The following is a 17,073-nucleotide window of genomic DNA, read 5'->3' as shown; positions in this document are numbered from 1 at the left end:
AACTGTCCGCAGCTTACATCCAATCAAGCCAAAATACCTTGCATTCTGAAGCGTGGATATGTCTGATGAAGCAATATATTGCGGAGAATTGTGCTTTATGTCGCAAAAAATTGCAGATCCAATCGACCGGCGGATAGTCAAGGAGCTGTCTGCCGACGCAAGGATCACCAACAACGAACTTGCCGAGCGAGTCGGCTTGTCGGCATCTGCATGTCTGCGGAGGCTGCGACGGCTGGAAGATACGGGGGTGATCAAAGGTTATTCCGCGATCGTCGATCCGGCAATCGAGGGATGGACGATGACCGCGCTTGCATCCATCCGCCTCAGTCGTCAGCACGATGACGAAATCCAGATGTTCGAGGCGGCCGTTCTGGACTGGGACGAGGTTCTGGAATGTCACCTCGTCACGGGTTCGAGGGACTACATGCTCAAGGTCATGTGCGGTGGGCTCGAGGACTACGAGCGCTTCATCAAAGAGAAGATCGCGAAGCTGAAATGCGTCGACACCATCGAGACCAGCTTTGTCATGAACACGATCAAGGCGCGGCGCATCTAAGCTTTGCTAGAAGCTCCGCGCCCGGTGTGTTCAAGCTCCGAGAACCGGAGCTTGAACCGTTTGGGGGTGCGATCGGACGACTTACTCGGCCGTCGCCTGGATATCGACCTTGTCGAGAAGAAGCATCGGGTTTTCAGACGCTGCAACCAGATCAAAAAGACCAAGACCGTTTGGTCCAGTGGAGCGGGCGGTAACCGTAAGAGTACCTGGGTTGTTGATGAAGCGAAGCAACGCGTCCACCGCACTCTTGAGTTTGGGCTGTTCAGCTGCGATCTGCTGCAACCCCGCGCTTGCCACGAGTGTCAGAACACCGCGCACTTGATCCTCGGTCATGTCGTTTTGCAGAGCATACAGCTTGATAGCCTTGGCCATCATACCTTCGTCCTTGATCGTCAGCTTTACCTCGCGACCCGCGAGCCCCAGGAGGGCGGCCTGGGTACGATTGGTGTCGAAGGAGAAGAACTCCTCCGTGAACCCGCTCGCCAGACCGGAAAAATTGACGCTGCCAATATCCTTGCCGCGCATGGAGATTTCCCGGATCACCAGGTTCTTGTTCGGTTCATCCCAGCCGGCTGCAAGGGCATAAGACAGGGCGAGTGCCTCGAAACCCAGTTTGCGGGCTTCAACAAAAACTTCCTCGGTCGAATCTTCCGGGATCGGAAGAGAAAGGTCATCCTGCCTGATCACGATATCTGTGGGTATGCCGTTGAAGGGCTTTGTCAGACCCATCTCGAAATTCCTGAGCGTGAACTTGATGCGCTCAGGCACGCCCTCCGTCTTTTCACCAGTCTCGTCGTCTGTCTGTTCCGGGGCGGCGACGTCAACATTGATGCCTCCGACGCGGACGGTGCCCAGTTCCGGTATCAGGTGATTAAACGGGAAAGTCTCGATCTGCTTGTCGTCAAGCCCGACGATTTTGGAGAGACTCTCGATTGTGGAACTCCAGTCAAAGCCCTTGAGGCTTGCCTCGGCGACTTCGATCGTGTCGACGCCATTTCCGATCGACATGCCATTCAGGCCGAAGTCGAGCTTACGGCTGTCCATCTGCATATCGATACGATCAATGCCGACCTTGACCCTTTTACCGGCAGCCCCTTCGCTTTCATCAGGCGCGTCGGCCTTGAACCCGAGCAACTGCATGTTGCTCTTGCCAATCATATCGAGAATGGACAGGGCCTTGGCGAAAATTGCCTGGCGTTCCTGAGGTGAAAGCTCGTCGGTATTTTTGGTCGCCGAAAGCGCGTTCATCGTTTCCAGAAGAGGCTCGGCCGGCATGCGGGCGCTGAAGCCGTCGCTGCGTATTTCATCGTAAGTGAAATGACCGTCTCCGTCTGAGAACGAGATTTTGCTGACGGAGAGCGGGCCATAGAGAAGCTTTGCGTCCTTATCTTCGGGACCCGCTTTTTCCGTATAGAGCCTTGCGAGGTAAGCGGCATCGAAGTCCTGTCCGGCTACGGCGCCGGTCGATACGACCAAGTGCTTCTTTTTCATCGCGCCAGTGCTGTCCGGTAGATCCATCTGGATGTCGTAGCTGGCGTTGTCGATGGAATATCGGGCGACCCGGCCTTTGGCGATGTCCGAGAAGGCTACGTTCTTATAAACAGTCTTCTGCTCGGTGGTGGCGATGGACTGCGTGAATGTCATCTCAGGCGTGGAAATACGCTCTGCTGCAAAGCGCTCTATGCGCTTAGGCAGAGAGTTGGCATTTCCGTCTCCGGATACTTCAGCCGCATCCGGTTTTGTGAACGCGGCATTCTCGACACGCGCATGCGCCATCGAGATCTTGCCGGTTGGCACGTCAACATTAATGTCGTTCAGCTCCAGTGCGCCATCCAGGAAAGGAAATTTTGGACGTCCATCGATAGCTGCAATCCGGATGTTCTTGCCATCGGCAAGCGGCAAGGCCAGTTCGCGAATATGAATCTGCCCGAGGAAATCAACCTCAACGGAACGGGCAGTTGCGCCAGTGCGAGCAACGAGTTCGCTGACCTTTGCTTCGTAGAAGGCCTTACCCCCGATGACGCCTGCAGCAGCAACAGCAATAATCGCAACCGCCGCCCATAAAGCTTTGGTCCGGCCCTTACCGGTTTGGGTATTTACCTGTTCCACGAAATTGGTCCTCTCCGACGCGATTTGAAACTGCACGCCTTTTAAGCACGCGAAAGTTGCTCCGCAAGTGGGCGCTAGCGGGACAGTTGGAGAACTTGTCCCGAAACGCAAAACGCCGGGTCCGTTCCTGACCAAACATCAAACGGGACAGCCTGGCATTTTGCAGATCATAAAGGTCAAGAATGCTGGACAGCGCCAAGGTGGTGCCGGTTCGACCGTCTCAGCTACCGCCACTCACTGGACAATATAGTAGACATAGTCCACCATATTGTTTCCGACGTATGAAGCGTCGGCCAAAGCGAACAAAGTTACAAAAAAACAAGGGGAACTTATGTCGCATCCAACCACGTCAGCCGACGTGGTGCTGTCCGTTCGCAATCTCACGGTGGATCTTCCGCCGGGAATGGAGCGCACCCACGCGGTCATGAATATCTCTTTCGACCTCCACGCAGGTGAAATCCTGTGCATTATCGGTGAATCCGGGTCCGGCAAATCCGTCACTGCCAGCACGATCATGGGGCTGTTGTCGCCCGTGATAAAAGTCAGCTCCGGCGAAATCCATTTCAAGGGAATGGACATACTTGCGGCCAGGGAAGATAAAATCCGGCCGCTGCGTGGTCAGGCGGTCTCAATCATTTTCCAGGATCCGCTCTCCGCGCTCAATCCGTTGATGACAATCGGGGATCAGATCGCCGAAGTGCTTGAAGCGCATGGCTATGGAACGCCTGAAACCCGCAAGACCAAGGTTCTGGATCTACTTGAAGAAGTCGGTCTTCCCGACCCGCCTCTGATGCGGCTGCAATATCCATTCCGTCTGTCTGGCGGACAACGCCAGCGGGTCATGATCGCCATGGCACTGGCACTCGATCCGGATGTCCTGATTGCCGATGAGCCAACAACCGCTCTCGACGTTACCACCCAGGCGCAGATCCTTGAGCTCATCCGCAAGATACAGAAGCGCAAGAACATGAGCGTCATGTTCATCACCCATGATTTCGGCGTCGTTGCCGAAATTGCCGATCGCGTCGTGGTGATGGAGAAGGGATATCTTGTGGAGCAGGGAAGGGCGGACCAGGTTCTGGTCAATCCCGTCCACCCCTATACCCAGCGACTTGTCGCTGCGGTTCCGCGGATGCGGAGCACTGAGCGTTCAGTCAGCGAAGAAGCTCCCGTCGTTCTCAAGGTCGAAAATCTTGAGAAGGAATATCGCAGCTCCGGCTCGTTTTTCCGCAAGGCCCGTATCGTCAAAGCGGTCAATGGTGTCAGCTTCAAGCTTCACAAGGGCCAGACCCTTGGTATCGTTGGCGAAAGCGGGTCGGGCAAGTCCTCGCTCGGGCGTGTCCTGCTGAAATTGCTGGAGGCGGATGGCGGTTCAATATGCTTCGATGGCCGTGACATAGCAGCGATGGACGAAACGACGTTTCGATCGTTGCGGCCCTATATCCAGATGATTTTTCAGGATCCTTTCGCGTCGCTTAATCCCCGCCATACGATCGGCAGGATCTTGACGGTCGGCCCCGTTGCCCACGGAATGGCTGTGCATGAGGCGAGAATAAAGGCTCTCGGAATTCTGAAGCTCGTGGGGCTGGATGAACAGGCCTATGACCGTTACCCGCACGAATTCTCCGGCGGCCAACGCCAGCGCATCGGCATTGCCCGTGCACTGATGTTTGATCCGGTCGTCCTTGTGGCCGACGAAGCCGTGTCTGCTCTCGACGTTTCCATACAGGCGCAGGTTCTGGAGCTTCTGGCGCGGGTGCAGGCTGAAATGAAGGTGGCGATGATCTTCATCACCCATGACTTGAGAGTCGCAAGCCAGATTTGCGACGATGTGCTTGTCATGCACAAGGGAACGGTTGTCGAACAGGGGCCGCCGACAAAAATCTTCCGGTCGCCGGCCCATCCCTATACCCGCAAACTCGTTGCTGCGATCCCCGGTGCGGATTGGGAACCTGCGGCAACTGCCGTCGGCACATAACATCGAAGTCTGACGAGCCGGACATCTCGTCAGACTTTGCATCGCGCGACATCAAAGACCGATTGCACCGCCGGATTATCGTGGATCCGGCGGCGCGAGAGGTTTTCCTTTTAAATATATGATTTAAATAATAAAAATATGATTTCAGGAATAAAAAGTAGTTGCGTTTGTCTACTAATTATCCTTTCATTCAGTCACGAAACTGACATACGACATGGCCGAAAACCTGCACTGCGGCACGCCGGGAAAGCGTGTGCGCCAATGTCGATCTTTGACCATTCGAACGGAAACTCCATGTCCAAACCAAACGAAAACCCGCCGACATCGCCAACTGATATCAATCTCGACGTGCTTGAAGACACGCTGAGCTTTTACATCCGCACGATCAATCTTGCCGTATCGCGCGATCTCGATGCCCGGCTGGACGGGCTGGATGTGGCGAAGGGAACTGGAAAGATCACGACCCTGCTGCTCGTCGATGACTACCCGGGTATCCGTCCTTCAGTGATAGCTCATCTGACGATGCGGGACCGGTCTGCAATGGGCAGGATCATCGACCAGATGGTGTCGCACAATCTGATACGCCGGGAAGTGTCGCAGGAGGACAGCCGCGCCCAGGAGCTTTACATCACCGAAGCCGGAGCGGCGCTTGCAACGAAAATCCGGGAGATCGTTCCGCAGCAATCGCGCGATTTCTTCAGCTTCATCCCGGAACACGAGCAGAAGCAGGTTATCGACATTTTGCGTCGCGCCTACCGCCATATTGTGGGGCTTGCATGATGGAACGAACGACAAAACGCGTTGCTCTCATATCCGGTGCAAGCCGGGGTATAGGCGACCATATCGCTGCTACTCTTCTTGGCGAAGGCTGGTCGGTATCGCTTGGTATGCGCAGCCCGTCGCTGCCGCAATGGGCTGTGGGTCACGAGGGACAGGTCCATCTTGCCCATTATGACGCAAATGATGCGAGTGCGGAGAAGCGCTGGGCCGATGAAGCGTATCAGCATTTCGGTCGTATCGACGCTGTCGTGGCCAATGCCGGCATCATGATACCGAAGACAGTGATCGAAGCGGATGACGAAGACATCGACGCCATGCTTGCGGTCAACGTCAAGGCACCGAGAAGGCTGGTTAAGGCCGCCTGGGAGGCGTTGAGCGAGAGCGGTCGTGGCCGGGTCATCATCCTCGCTTCCCTCTCCGGCAAGCGGGTGAAGTCCGCATCTGCCGGTAGCTATTCTCTCTCCAAATTCGCGGCGGTCGCGCTTGCGCATGCCATCCGACAGGCGGGCTTCGAAAGCGGCGTGCGCGCGACAGCCGTATGCCCCGGTTTCGTTGCGACAGATATGGCGACCGCCTTATCCGAACGGCCGGCGGATCAAATGACCCAGCCCGCCGATCTTGCCCGCATCATTGCCATGCTGCTGTCCTTACCGAATGAGGCTTCCGTCGCCGAATTCGCCATCAATTGCCAGCTTGAGGAGTTTTTCTGACATGCCCGGTCCTTATGTCGTTCCCGTCCATGGCGATGCGGAATTGCCGAAAGAAGTCGATGTCGTCGTCATTGGCGGCGGCATTATCGGCACCTCAACCGCGCTTGAACTCGTCGATCAGGGGCTGCGTGTTGCGCTTTGCGAAAAGGGCGGTATCGGCCACGAGCAGTCGAGCCGCAACTGGGGCTGGGTGCGCATTTCCCGCCGCGACCCACGCGAGGTGCCCTTGATGGCAGAATCGCTGCGCATCTGGGCGGATCTCAATCGTCGTACAGGGCGGGAGACTGGTTTCAAGCGTTCCGGCATCGTCTTTACATGCGCAAACGAAAAGGAATTTTTCGAGCACGAACGCTGGAATCGCAATCTGGAAGGCTACCAGATTGAAAGCCGCATGCTGAGTGCAAAGGAATTCAAGGCGAAATATCCCGGCTCCAACATGGATGTCGCCGGTGCCCTCTATACTGCCGGTGATTGCCGGGCCGAGCCGCAGCGCGCCGCGCCTGCCATTGCGGAAGCTGCCCGCGACCGCGGCGCTTTCATTCTGACCGAATGCGCCGTGCGCGGTCTGCAGCTCTCCGGCGGCAAGGTGTCGGGTGTCGTGACAGAGCGCGGTGAAATTGCCTGCAAGGCGGCGGTCATGGCGGGTGGCGCGTGGTCCAGCCTGTTTCTCGGCAACAACGGTCTCGATCTGCCTCAGCTCAAGGTCATGAATTCCGTGCTGCGCACAAAGCCGCTGGAAGGCGGCCCGGAAGAGGCAATCTGGTCGAACGGTTTTGCGATCCGCAAGCGCCTCGACGGCGGATATACGATCGCGAACGGCTTCCAGAACATCGTCGACATCGTGCCCGCATCTTTCCGTTATGCACTGAAATTCCTGCCGGCTCTGCGGCATGAGTGGCGCTCGCTCGACCTGCGCCTGACTGGCCGCTTTTACGATGAATGGCGCATTCCGCGCCGCTGGGCGCTCGATGAGGCTTCGCCCTTCGAATATAATCGCGTGCTCGATCCCGTTCCGGCCATGGACATGACGGACGGTGCCTTTGCCAAGCTGAAGAAAGCCTTCCCGGTCTTCGAAAAGGCCGAAATTTCGCAGCGCTGGGCGGGCATGATCGATGTGACGCCTGACGCTATTCCGGTCATCGACAATATCGACGCCATTCCGGGCTTTCATGTTGCAACCGGCTTTTCCGGCCATGGTTTCGGCATCGGCCCGGCGGCTGGAAAACTCATGGCTGATATCGTCACAGGCCGCAATCCGATTGTCGATCGTCGCGATTTCCGTTTCAGCCGCTTCAGCGACGGTTCGAAGATCGAACTGGTCAGCGGCTTTTGAAATGAGAAGCCCGGCGGTCAGGTGCCGCCGATCCTTTTGACGCATGAGGCAGGCAACTGCTGATGGGAGTAGTACCGCCCAAAGAGGCGGAAGCAAAAATAATCGTCGTGTTCAACCATCGGATCAAGGGGAACTAAAAAATGTCCGACCAGAACAAGCCGCTTATCAATACCACCCGCCGCCAGGCACTCGGCCTTTTGGCGCTCGGCGCATCCGGCGTCGTCCTTTCCGGTCTTCCGGCTTTTTCCCGCGCCATGGCGCAGGACAAGGCCGCCAAAGGCCAGCTCACGGTCGGCTTCTCGCAGGAGCCTACCGTGTTCAATCCACATATGCCGCATATTGAAGTAGACGAAGGCATCCATTTCAGCATCTTCGACCCGCTGTTTTATGTCGACGAGAAAGGTGCCTTCGTGGCAGCTCTCGCCGCCGAAGTGCCGACGGTCGAAAACGGCGGCATTTCCGCCGATGGTCTCAACTGGAAGGTCAAGCTGCGTGACGACGTCAAATGGCACGACGGCAAGCCGTTCACCGCTGAAGACGTGAAGTTCACGCTTGAACTCCTGGTCGATCCCAACTTCCGTTCATGGCGCAAGACCGGGCACGAATTCGTAAGGGATTTGACCGTGGTTTCGCCGACGGAAATTACCTGGAAGATGGAAAAGCCATTCGCGCCCTATCCCTCGATCCTTGCTTCCACATTTATTACGCCGAAGCACCTTCTAGGTGCGGAAGCTGACCGCAATACCGCCGCCTATAACAACGCGCCGGTTGGAACGGGCGCATTCAAATGGAAGGAGCGGGTTGCGGGTGACTACATTCTGCTCGACGCCAATACCGAGTATTTTGGTGATGGCCCGCATATAGAGCGTCTGGTCTACAAATACGTACCCGACCTGAATGTGATGTACACCCAGTTCAAGACCGGCGACATAGACGTGGTGGGCCTGCAATGGATCACACCCGACCATTATGACGAGGCCAAGGATCTCGCCGGCAAGGTGGTCAACGTCGTGCCGGGCTCGACAATTGAATCCCTCTCGTTCAACATGGAACGTCCACAGTTCAAGGAGCCGGCGGTAAGAGAGGCGCTTTATGCGGCGATCGACAAACAGTCGATCATCGAGGCACTTTATTACGGTTTGCCCACACCCACCGAAAGCTACGTTCCGCAGCAGTCTTTCTATTACAATCCAGATCTTCCCAAGCATGAATATTCCATCGAGAAAGCTAAAAAGCTGCTCGACGATGCGGGCTGGGCGCCCGGGGCGGACGGTATTCGCGCCAAGGATGGCGTGAAGCTCGCCTTCACCTGCTCCACGACAGCGGGTAATCACATCCGCGAACAGGTTCAGCAATACATGCAGCAATCCTTCAAGGATATCGGCGTGGAGATGACCATTTCGAACCTGCCGCCAGCTGTCATGTGGGGTGACTACTGGATGCTGTCGAAGTTCGATTCGGTTATCGTCGGGCTCGACTTCCTGACCGGCCCGGATCCCGATACCTCCGACTTCTTCCGCTCGACGTCGAGTGCTGCAAAAGGCGGCTCGGGCCAGAATACCTGGCAGTTCGTCAACAAGGACGTCGATGATCTTCTGGCCAAGGGCGGCAGTCTGTTCGTGCCGGAGGAGCGCAAGGCCGTCTACCTGAAGATCCAGGAGATCATGCGCAAGGAGCTGCCGCTGTTGCCGCTGTTCCAGTACGCAACGGTGCGTGGTCACAAGCAGGGCGTCGAAAACGTGAAGCCAAACGTCAATAACCGTATCGATACCTGGAACGTTGCGACCTGGCGTCTGGCGTAAAGCCTGCCGCAGACAGGGCTTTATGCCCGATCCATGTGAAGTGCCGGCTTTGAAGCAGCCGGCACTCTGACGGCTATTCGTGGATGGTTGCTAGCCAGTTCCACGATGCGACCTGGAGTCTCATCATGCTGACCTTTCTTCTCCATCGGATATGGCAGAGCCTCGTACTTCTGCTGCTTGTCTCGATCATCGGTTTTGCAATCCTCAACCTCGCGCCTGGCGGGCCATTGTCGCAATTTGCCCTGACGCCCGGCATGACGCGGGAGGCGCTTGATCGCATCGCCCACCAGATGGGTCTCGATCGACCCTTGCCGGTGCAATATCTCGAATGGGCCTGGCGCCTGCTGCAAGGCGATTGGGGGAAATCCTATCGCGACCAACGTCCGGTTCTCGATATCATCTCCGGGCATTTGTTTGCGACCCTGCTGTTGATGGTCTCATCAACCGTCGTATCCATCCTTGTCGGCACCTGGATCGGCATCAAGGGGGCGACCAAACGTTACACGCTGTTCGATTACACCGCCACGGTCGGGGCCATGGTCGCGCTGTCAATTCCCACCTTCTGGTTCGGGCTGGTGGCCATCTATGTTTTCGCGCTCAGGCTGAAATGGCTGCCGGCGGGCAACATGTATACGATCGGCGATCAGTCTTTTTATGACTATGCAATTCACCTGATCATGCCGAGCCTGGTACTCGCCCTCGTCAACATCGCCGTCTGGAGCCGCTACATGCGGACTGCGACGCTTGACGTCATCAATCAGGATTTTGTCCGCACCGCCCGCGCCAAGGGGCTGACCCCGCGCCGGGTTCTGATGAAACACGTCGTCGGCAATGCACTTCTGCCAATGATTACCCTTGCCGGTCTCCAGCTCCCGACGATTCTCGGCGGCGCGCTTGTCACGGAGACGGTCTTTACCTGGCCCGGCATGGGCCGCCTGTTCCTCGATAGCCTTGGTTATCACGACTACCCCGTCGTGATGGGGCTTCTGATGTTTTCCGCAATCCTCGTACTCATCGGAAGCCTGCTCGCTGACCTCATGGTTGCTCTCGTCGATCCCCGCATCCGGCTCGGATAGAGCCGGATCGACGAAACGCCGCACTCAATCGAAGGAAAGACCATGTCCGCTGCAACCCTCCATCCCTCGCAGGCCGCACCGCGGTTTCACTGGTGGCAGAACCGCACGCTGCGCCGTTTCGCCCGCCACAAGCTTGCTGTGCTCGGCCTCATCATGATCACCGTCATGATTTTCGCCTGCGTGGTCGGGCCCTATCTCTTGCCTTACGATGAATTGTTCATCGATCTGCGCGCCCGTTTTGCCCCGCCGATGACCGGTTACCATATTTTCGGCACCGATCCGCTCGGACGCGACATAGCCGCGCGCCTTTTCAATGCCGGCCGCATTTCACTGCTGGTCGGGTTTTTCGCCATGGTGCTGTCGACACTGATCGGCACCATCATCGGTGTCGTTGCCGGTTATTATGGCGGGCGCATCGGCGCGATACTGATGCGTTTCGTCGATGCCTTTCTGTCTTTCCCGAGTATTTTCCTGCTTCTCGCTCTGGCTGCTTTCGTCAAGCCGAGCCCGTTCATGATCACGGTTATCATTGCCGTCACGAGCTGGATGGAAATTGCCCGTCTGGTTGAAGCGGAAGTGCGGTCTCTGCGCGAACGCGACTTCGTCATGGCAGCCCGTATGCTGGGCCTGCCCAATGGCTGGATCATGTTCCGGGAACTGCTGCCGAATGCTGTCGGCCCCATCATCGTTGCCGCGACCCTGACGGTTGCGCGTGCCATCCTTCTGGAAGCCTATATCAGCTTTCTCGGTTATGGCATTCAGCCGCCGCTGCCGAGCTGGGGCAATATGCTGAACGGAGCCCAGCAATATCTCGACAAGGCGCCCTGGCTCGCCATCGTGCCGGGAGTCGCCATCACGCTTGCCGTCACCAGCTTCAATTTCATCGGTGATGGGCTTCGTGATGCGCTCGATGCGCGCAGCGACCTGAACTGAAGGTTTCGGTAGATGGTTTCGTTCTCACCCTTTGACGTGACACTGTGGTATGCGACCGCAGCTTCAGCACCGCATACGGAGCCTCTTTCTGGTCGCGTGCAGGCCGATGTCTGCATCGTCGGCGCGGGTTATACCGGTCTGACGACCGCATTGGAGCTGGCGAAAATCGGCATCAATGTCGTGCTTCTGGAGCGGAAGGAAATCGGCTTCGGCGGTTCGGGCCGCAATGCCGGACATTGCACCCCGACCTTTACCCATTATAGCCTGCCAGAGCTGCGCAGGATGCTGGGCGAGCCCTGGGCGGAACGGCTGATCGAACGGCAAACGCGGGCAAATAACCGCGTCTCGAGCATGATCCGCGACTATCAGATCGACTGCGAATGGGTACAGAACGGTTATGTGATGGGCGCACCGCATAAGGGCGCCATGGATGAGATCAGGCGCAAGGTCGAGACCTATAATGCTGTGGGCGCGAAAACCCGGCTGCTCGACCGTGACGAGGTGGAAGCGGTCACCGGCAGTCCGCGTTTCGACGGCGGCTGGCTGCACGAAGAGGCAGGTCACCTCAATCCGCTCGGTTACGCCCGCGGTCTCGGTCGTGCTGTCATCCAGGAGCGCGGAAAGATATTTACCGGCTCGGCGGTGACGGGTTGCGAACGCGACATAACCGGAGGCTGGAAGGTCAAGACCGATCGCGGAGAAGTGGTCGCGTCGAAAGTGATCTTTACCACTGGCGCTTATACGGTTGGTGGTTGGCCCAAGCTGGATCGAACCTTCAAGATTCAACGCGTGTTCGTTGCCGCTACGCAAATTTTGTCCGAAGAGACACGCCGGACCGTCCTGCCGCAGAACACGACCATTCATGATGGTCGCGGCGATATCTACGTCTACAAATACAATGCCGAAGGCCGGATCGTCGCATCGATGTTTCCCATGGGACGCCGCGGCCGCGACATGGCCTATACGAGACAGGTCATGAGCGAACGGCTCAAATGGCTGCATCCAAAGCTCCGGGAAGAGATCCGCTGGGAGTATTTCTGGTTCGGCGAACTCGATATGCAATATCGCACCGTACCGCGGTTTTATGGTCTCGCGCCGGGCGTTGTGGCTTTGACCGGTCTTTCGGGCCGTGGTGTGCCGACCGGCTCGATGCTCGGTTCCATTCTTTCGGAATGGGCGCTTGGTAAGCCGGAGAACGAGCTTGCCCTGAAGCTTGAACCACTGAAGGCAGCTCCCTTCTTTATGGGTTTCGCACCCGCAATGGCGCTGCGTTACTACCGGCTGCGCGACAACATATCCACGAAACTAGCTGGGGCGGAACTGCCACCCCATGCCTGAACCGGCGCGGCCACAAGGTCCGTGCCAACATTGACAAAGCAAGGAGAATTCCCGTGACCATGCCGATTTTCAACATTTCCGATGACGTGGATCTTGTTCCGGCCATGCCCGCCGAAGGCCGTGAAGGCGGTTCGTATCGTCGCCAGATATGGCAGGACCCGATCGAAAATGGCACGATCGTCGCAGTCTGGAAGGCCGAGCCCGGCATCTACAACTATCCGGGTCGTGACCTCGAGGAAACTTTTGTCGTCGTTGAGGGCGAGGCAATGTATTCGCAGGGCGAAGCCGTCCCGGTGAAGATCGGTCCCGGATCGATTATCAGCATCGCCAAGGGCGTGCCAAGCCGCCTCGAAATCCTGTCGCCGTTCCGCAAGCTCGCAACTGTCATCCCGAAGCCGTGAGGTTTGGGGGAGGGGTGCCTGCAGACTTAAGGCAGGCTGTGTCCTGCATGCGGGGCACGAGGATTTAGGTCTCGCCGATCTGTCTTTCGTCACAGCAATCCGGTGCAACGCTGATGGTCCGACAATCAAAGATTTAAAGAAACAGGGCTCCGAGGAGACGCAGAGCCCTGTTTGCGTTCAATGGTTTGGGAAGCAGCTGGTGCAAAACAGGCCACTCATTTGAAACATCCTTGTGACCGTCATCCCTTTTCCCAGCCCCAGCCGGTGCAAAAAACGGTGCCAGGGCCAGGGCGTTGATCCCTTGCTTATGGGGGCGTGCATCGGACATACTTGCACTCGAACCACAAAGGGCCAAGGGCAAGACGAGCCAGCGACGTTAGTGCCGGCTCGCGGAGCCATGCGGGAAGATTTTACCTCATGAATACGCGATTTCTCGAAACTTTCCTCTGGGCTGCACGGCTGAACAGCTTTTCGGCGGCCGCTGAACGGTTGAATACCACCCAGGCGTCGGTGTCCAACCGAATTGCCGCCCTCGAAAGGGAGCTTGGCGTCGTGCTTTTCACGCGCGATGTGCGCTGCGTCAACTTGACACCTGCTGGTCGTCTGGCGCTGCAGCATGCCGAAAAGATCGTCAATCTGACCGGTGAGTTCCGACAGATCGTGAGTAGCCGGGAGGCGCTGAGAGGCACCGTGCGCATCGGTGCTGCCGACACGATCGTCTATGCCTGGTTACCGCTGCTCATTCGCCGCATGAACGAACGTTACCCCGGCGTCAGTCTGGATCTGACCATCGACACCAGCCTGAAACTATCCCAGCGCATTCAAAACGGTGAGGTGGATGTCGGTTTCATCATGGGGCCGATCATGGCTGCAAATATCTACAACTCACCGCTCTGTACGTTCGAGTCCTGTTGGGTTGGCGCGGTCGAATTGCCGCTGCCGGAAACGGGCGTCACACTCGAAGATATCGCGCATTTTCCGTTACTTACCTTCTCGACAGGCTCGCAGCCACATCAGGCGTTGCGCGCGTTGCTCGATTCTCACGGGTTGTCCGACAGCCGCATCTATAATTCCAATTCGCTGTCGATCATGACCCGCCTTGTGGCCGCGGCCGTTGGGGTGGGCGCTTTGCCGCGTGTGCTGGTGGACGGCATCATCAAATCCGGTGAGGCGCGTATTCTCGACATTAGTCCGTCAGTACCGCCCCTCACATTTCACACCGTTTATCAGGAGCGTGGCGACAACGCGATAGCCCGGGCCATTGCCGATATGGCGACGGAAATCGTCAGTGAAACCACCACGCAATGGATGACGGCTGCCGCCTAAATTTTGCGCTGCAGCGCAAAATGATTAATCTATAAGCTTACCTTATGGGTTTCGATAGAGTTTTTCCGTTTGTAATGAAAACAGTTCCCGTTCTTAATTCTCCTCGCAACATGAGAGGAGAGCAACGTGAAAGTCTCACTTGTTCAAATGAATACCCAGAATGACAAGGCAGAAAACCTTAAGGTTGCTGCCGATCTTATTGAGAAGGCAGTCAAGGCGGATAATCCTGACCTTGTTGTTCTTCCGGAATACTTTGCATTTCTTGGAGATAATCCCCAGGAGATGCATGAGAGCGGGGAGGAATTCCCTGACGGCGAGATTTACACGCTGCTCTCGGGGCTGGCCAAGAAGCACGCGATCACTCTGCATGCCGGCTCCATCGTCGAGAAGGAAGGCAATCGCTTTTACAATTCGACGCTCGTTTTCGGGCCGGATGGCAAACAGATCGCCCGTTACCGCAAGATGCACCTGTTCGACGTCGATACGCCGAACGGCATCAGCTACCGCGAATCCGACTCCGTTGCCCGTGGCGAAGAAGTGGTGACCTACAAGGTTGGCGACAAGACGGTCGGTTGTGGCATCTGCTACGATATTCGCTTCCCTGAACTGTTTCGCGCCCTGCGGGACAAAGGTGCAGACGTCATCGTTCTCCCAGCGGCCTTCACCCTGATGACAGGCAAGGACCATTGGGAAGTTCTGGCGCGCGCCCGTGCCGTCGAAACCCAGACCTACTTTCTGGCCGTCGGCCAGATCGGCACCCATGCGGGTGGCAAGAAGGCATGCTGGGGGCATTCCATGGTCATCGATCCGTGGGGCCACATCGTCGCCCAATGCTCCGACAGCGTTGGAACGGCCGGTGCCGTCCTTGACTTCGACTATTCGGCCAAGGTGCGCGCCAACGTACCGGTGGCGAACCACCACGTTCTCTGATCGGAGAAAGACTCAATGTTTATCGCCAACCCCATGCCCGAACAGATCGGTGCCGACATCATCGAGCTTCTTGAGAAGGTCGAAGTCGCAACGATCGGTCACGTGCTTCACTCCGGCTTCGTCGATCCTGAAATCCGCGCCGTCCTTCCGGGCAAACGTGTGGCAGGCACTGCCGTCACGCTCCGCATCCCCAATGCGGATCTGACCATGCTCCACTATCTGTCGCAGTTCGTGCGTCCCGGGGATATCGTCCTCATCGACCGTTGCGGCGATACCCGTCACGCCTGCTGGGGCGGTGTCATCACCAACACCATGAAGATGGCCGGCGTTAAGGCCGGTGTCGTTGATGGCCCGGCGACCGACTTCTCGGAGTTCGCCAAGGTCGACATGCCGATGTGGTGCCGTGGTCCTTCGCCCATCACCACCAAGATCCTCGGCCTCGAAGGTGCGATCAACGTTCCGATCAGCGTCGGCGGCCAGGTGATCAATCCGGGTGATGCGATCCTGTGCGATGAAAGCGGTGTTGTCGCTCTTCATCCAAGCCAGGCTCGAGCCATGGCTGAACGCGCCATCGGCATGCAGGAAGCCGAACTCGTGCTTCTGCAGCGCCTGCGCAACGGTGAGAAATTGCCGGACATTTCTGGCGCCAACAAGCTCGTTCAGGCCAAGCTGAGCGCCTGACATCGTCTTATGGGTGGCGGATCAGTCCGCCACTCCAAATAACAATAGAGGAGAACAGGACAATGAAGAAAACAATACTTCTGAGTGGGATTCTCATGCTCGGCGCGGCCGCTCTGCCGGCGCACGCCCAGCAGACCGTGACGTTCCTCGGCTATAGCGGCCTTTTCCAGGAGCGTTACACCAAGGCCGTCATCGAACCTTTCATGGCGGCTAACCCTGATATCAAGATCGAATATTTCCCGCAGCAGGGCTCTGCTGCAATGCTCGGCTCGTTGCGCGCCCAGAAGGCTGCGCCGCAGTCCGATATCGCTCTGATGGACGTCTCCGTCGCCAAAACAGGTACGGACGAAGGTCTGTTTGACAAGATCGACGAAAGCGTAACCAAGAATGTCGCCGACCTCTATCCTAATGCCCGCTTCGAAGGCGTGGCCGGGGTTGGCGTAACGTTCGACAATCTCGTGCTCATCTACAATACCGATGCCATCAAGACGGCTCCCGACAGTTGGAACGCTCTGAAGGATAGCGCCCTCAAGGGCAAAGTCGCCATGCTGAGCGCCCCCGATATCGTCGGTATTGGTACCACCATCATCATGGACCATATGAATGGCGGCACTGATTTCATCAAGAACATCGATGCCGGCATCAATGCGATGGCTGAAGTTGCTCCGAATGTGCAGACCTGGGAGCCGAAGCCGGAAGTCTATCCGAACGTTGTCAACGGCCAGGTTTCGCTGGGCGTAGGCTGGAACGCCCGTAGCCAGGTGAATGCTGACGGTTCCAAAGGCAAGATGAAGGTGGTTCTTCCGAAGGAAGGCACGATCCTCCAGATCAACACGCTCAACCTCGTCAAGGGTGGTCCGTCATCCGAGGCTGCGCGCAAGTTCGTTGATTATGCGCTGAGCCCGGAAGTCCAGGCTGCCTTTACCGCCGCCATGTATTATGCACCGACCAATTCCAAGTCCTCTGTCTCTGCCGATGTGAGTGAGCGTACGGTCGTCAAGGCGATGGACAAGGTCATCCCGGTGGACTGGATTGGCCTCTCGAAGGTCCGCGACCAGATTACGCAGGACTGGCGCCGCAAGGTCATTCCCCTCAGCCGTTGAGACTTCTGCGCCTGGCG

The 17,073-nt window shown here is 57.2% G+C and carries 15 protein-coding genes; 14 read left to right on the top strand and 1 reads right to left on the bottom strand.

What is annotated here, in order from left to right:
• Positions 1 to 97 precede the first annotated feature (97 nt).
• The gene (locus tag RBH71_RS04335) at positions 98 to 556 is read left to right on the top strand and encodes an Lrp/AsnC family transcriptional regulator (protein ID WP_111842008.1); all 459 of its coding nucleotides are present in this window, start codon (positions 98 to 100) and stop codon (positions 554 to 556) included.
• An 81-nt stretch (positions 557 to 637) separates the two neighbouring features.
• On the opposite strand, the gene RBH71_RS04330 is transcribed toward RBH71_RS04335, so the two are convergent.
• A complete protein-coding gene (locus RBH71_RS04330) occupies positions 638 to 2,665 on the bottom strand; it encodes a hypothetical protein (protein ID WP_065660094.1) in 2,028 nt (675 codons plus the stop codon).
• A 331-nt stretch (positions 2,666 to 2,996) separates the two neighbouring features.
• Here RBH71_RS04330 and RBH71_RS04325 point away from each other — a divergent pair, with 331 nt between their 5' ends.
• The 13 genes from RBH71_RS04325 to RBH71_RS04265 all read left to right on the top strand — a co-directional run bounded on the left by RBH71_RS04325 (position 2,997) and on the right by RBH71_RS04265 (position 17,056).
• The gene (locus RBH71_RS04325) at positions 2,997 to 4,643 is read left to right on the top strand and encodes an ABC transporter ATP-binding protein (RefSeq protein ID WP_323687164.1); all 1,647 of its coding nucleotides are present in this window, start codon (positions 2,997 to 2,999) and stop codon (positions 4,641 to 4,643) included.
• A 294-nt stretch (positions 4,644 to 4,937) separates the two neighbouring features.
• Positions 4,938 to 5,423: a MarR family winged helix-turn-helix transcriptional regulator gene (locus tag RBH71_RS04320; protein WP_323687163.1), complete on the top strand. Its 486-nt coding sequence runs from the start codon at positions 4,938 to 4,940 to the stop codon at positions 5,421 to 5,423.
• Positions 5,423 to 6,133, top strand: coding sequence for an SDR family NAD(P)-dependent oxidoreductase (locus tag RBH71_RS04315; protein ID WP_025596016.1), 711 nt, complete (start codon positions 5,423 to 5,425; stop codon positions 6,131 to 6,133). The genes RBH71_RS04320 and RBH71_RS04315 overlap by 1 nt, the downstream gene beginning before the upstream one ends.
• Before the next feature lies 1 nt (position 6,134).
• Positions 6,135 to 7,466, top strand: a complete 1,332-nt coding sequence (locus tag RBH71_RS04310) for an FAD-binding oxidoreductase (RefSeq protein WP_323687162.1) — start codon at positions 6,135 to 6,137, stop codon at positions 7,464 to 7,466.
• A 140-nt stretch (positions 7,467 to 7,606) separates the two neighbouring features.
• A complete protein-coding gene (locus RBH71_RS04305) occupies positions 7,607 to 9,268 on the top strand; it encodes a peptide ABC transporter substrate-binding protein (RefSeq protein ID WP_323687161.1) in 1,662 nt (553 codons plus the stop codon).
• 125 nt (positions 9,269 to 9,393) lie between these two features.
• The gene (locus RBH71_RS04300; protein WP_013761327.1) at positions 9,394 to 10,344 is read left to right on the top strand and encodes an ABC transporter permease; all 951 of its coding nucleotides are present in this window, start codon (positions 9,394 to 9,396) and stop codon (positions 10,342 to 10,344) included.
• 42 nt (positions 10,345 to 10,386) lie between these two features.
• Complete coding sequence (locus tag RBH71_RS04295; RefSeq protein WP_003517690.1) at positions 10,387 to 11,277, top strand: ABC transporter permease; 891 nt, start codon at positions 10,387 to 10,389, stop codon at positions 11,275 to 11,277.
• A 12-nt stretch (positions 11,278 to 11,289) separates the two neighbouring features.
• On the top strand, positions 11,290 to 12,615 hold the full coding sequence (locus RBH71_RS04290) for an NAD(P)/FAD-dependent oxidoreductase (RefSeq protein ID WP_112176413.1): 1,326 nt from the start codon (positions 11,290 to 11,292) through the stop codon (positions 12,613 to 12,615).
• Positions 12,616 to 12,674: 59 nt separating this feature from the next.
• Positions 12,675 to 13,016 (top strand): cupin domain-containing protein, encoded by a 342-nt coding sequence (locus tag RBH71_RS04285; protein ID WP_003517688.1) that lies wholly within the window; start codon positions 12,675 to 12,677, stop codon positions 13,014 to 13,016.
• Positions 13,017 to 13,433: 417 nt separating this feature from the next.
• The gene (locus tag RBH71_RS04280; RefSeq protein WP_003517687.1) at positions 13,434 to 14,342 is read left to right on the top strand and encodes a LysR family transcriptional regulator; all 909 of its coding nucleotides are present in this window, start codon (positions 13,434 to 13,436) and stop codon (positions 14,340 to 14,342) included.
• Between the two features lie 147 nt (positions 14,343 to 14,489).
• Complete coding sequence (locus tag RBH71_RS04275; RefSeq protein ID WP_003517686.1) at positions 14,490 to 15,272, top strand: carbon-nitrogen hydrolase family protein; 783 nt, start codon at positions 14,490 to 14,492, stop codon at positions 15,270 to 15,272.
• 15 nt (positions 15,273 to 15,287) lie between these two features.
• Positions 15,288 to 15,953 (top strand): RraA family protein, encoded by a 666-nt coding sequence (locus tag RBH71_RS04270; protein ID WP_323687160.1) that lies wholly within the window; start codon positions 15,288 to 15,290, stop codon positions 15,951 to 15,953.
• 62 nt (positions 15,954 to 16,015) lie between these two features.
• On the top strand, positions 16,016 to 17,056 hold the full coding sequence (locus RBH71_RS04265; protein WP_111801539.1) for an ABC transporter substrate-binding protein: 1,041 nt from the start codon (positions 16,016 to 16,018) through the stop codon (positions 17,054 to 17,056).
• Positions 17,057 to 17,073 lie beyond the last annotated feature (17 nt).

The sequence above is a fragment of the Rhizobium sp. AN68 genome (assembly GCF_030758035.1).
Lineage (GTDB): Bacteria > Pseudomonadota > Alphaproteobacteria > Rhizobiales > Rhizobiaceae > Agrobacterium > Agrobacterium tumefaciens.
This window is presented reverse-complemented; position numbering and strand designations above follow the sequence as displayed.

Excerpts from the sequence above, each read along its gene's own strand:
- RBH71_RS04335 (WP_111842008.1), top strand. The coding sequence starts at position 98 with ATGTCGCAAAAAATTGCAGATCCAATCGACCGGCGGATAGTCAAGGAG.
- RBH71_RS04325 (WP_323687164.1), top strand. The coding sequence starts at position 2,997 with ATGTCGCATCCAACCACGTCAGCCGACGTGGTGCTGTCCGTTCGCAAT.
- RBH71_RS04320 (WP_323687163.1), top strand. The coding sequence starts at position 4,938 with ATGTCCAAACCAAACGAAAACCCGCCGACATCGCCAACTGATATCAAT.
- RBH71_RS04315 (WP_025596016.1), top strand. The coding sequence starts at position 5,423 with ATGGAACGAACGACAAAACGCGTTGCTCTCATATCCGGTGCAAGCCGG.
- RBH71_RS04310 (WP_323687162.1), top strand. The coding sequence starts at position 6,135 with ATGCCCGGTCCTTATGTCGTTCCCGTCCATGGCGATGCGGAATTGCCG.
- RBH71_RS04305 (WP_323687161.1), top strand. The coding sequence starts at position 7,607 with ATGTCCGACCAGAACAAGCCGCTTATCAATACCACCCGCCGCCAGGCA.
- RBH71_RS04300 (WP_013761327.1), top strand. The coding sequence starts at position 9,394 with ATGCTGACCTTTCTTCTCCATCGGATATGGCAGAGCCTCGTACTTCTG.
- RBH71_RS04295 (WP_003517690.1), top strand. The coding sequence starts at position 10,387 with ATGTCCGCTGCAACCCTCCATCCCTCGCAGGCCGCACCGCGGTTTCAC.
- RBH71_RS04290 (WP_112176413.1), top strand. The coding sequence starts at position 11,290 with ATGGTTTCGTTCTCACCCTTTGACGTGACACTGTGGTATGCGACCGCA.
- RBH71_RS04285 (WP_003517688.1), top strand. The coding sequence starts at position 12,675 with ATGCCGATTTTCAACATTTCCGATGACGTGGATCTTGTTCCGGCCATG.
- RBH71_RS04280 (WP_003517687.1), top strand. The coding sequence starts at position 13,434 with ATGAATACGCGATTTCTCGAAACTTTCCTCTGGGCTGCACGGCTGAAC.
- RBH71_RS04275 (WP_003517686.1), top strand. The coding sequence starts at position 14,490 with ATGAATACCCAGAATGACAAGGCAGAAAACCTTAAGGTTGCTGCCGAT.
- RBH71_RS04270 (WP_323687160.1), top strand. The coding sequence starts at position 15,288 with ATGTTTATCGCCAACCCCATGCCCGAACAGATCGGTGCCGACATCATC.
- RBH71_RS04265 (WP_111801539.1), top strand. The coding sequence starts at position 16,016 with ATGAAGAAAACAATACTTCTGAGTGGGATTCTCATGCTCGGCGCGGCC.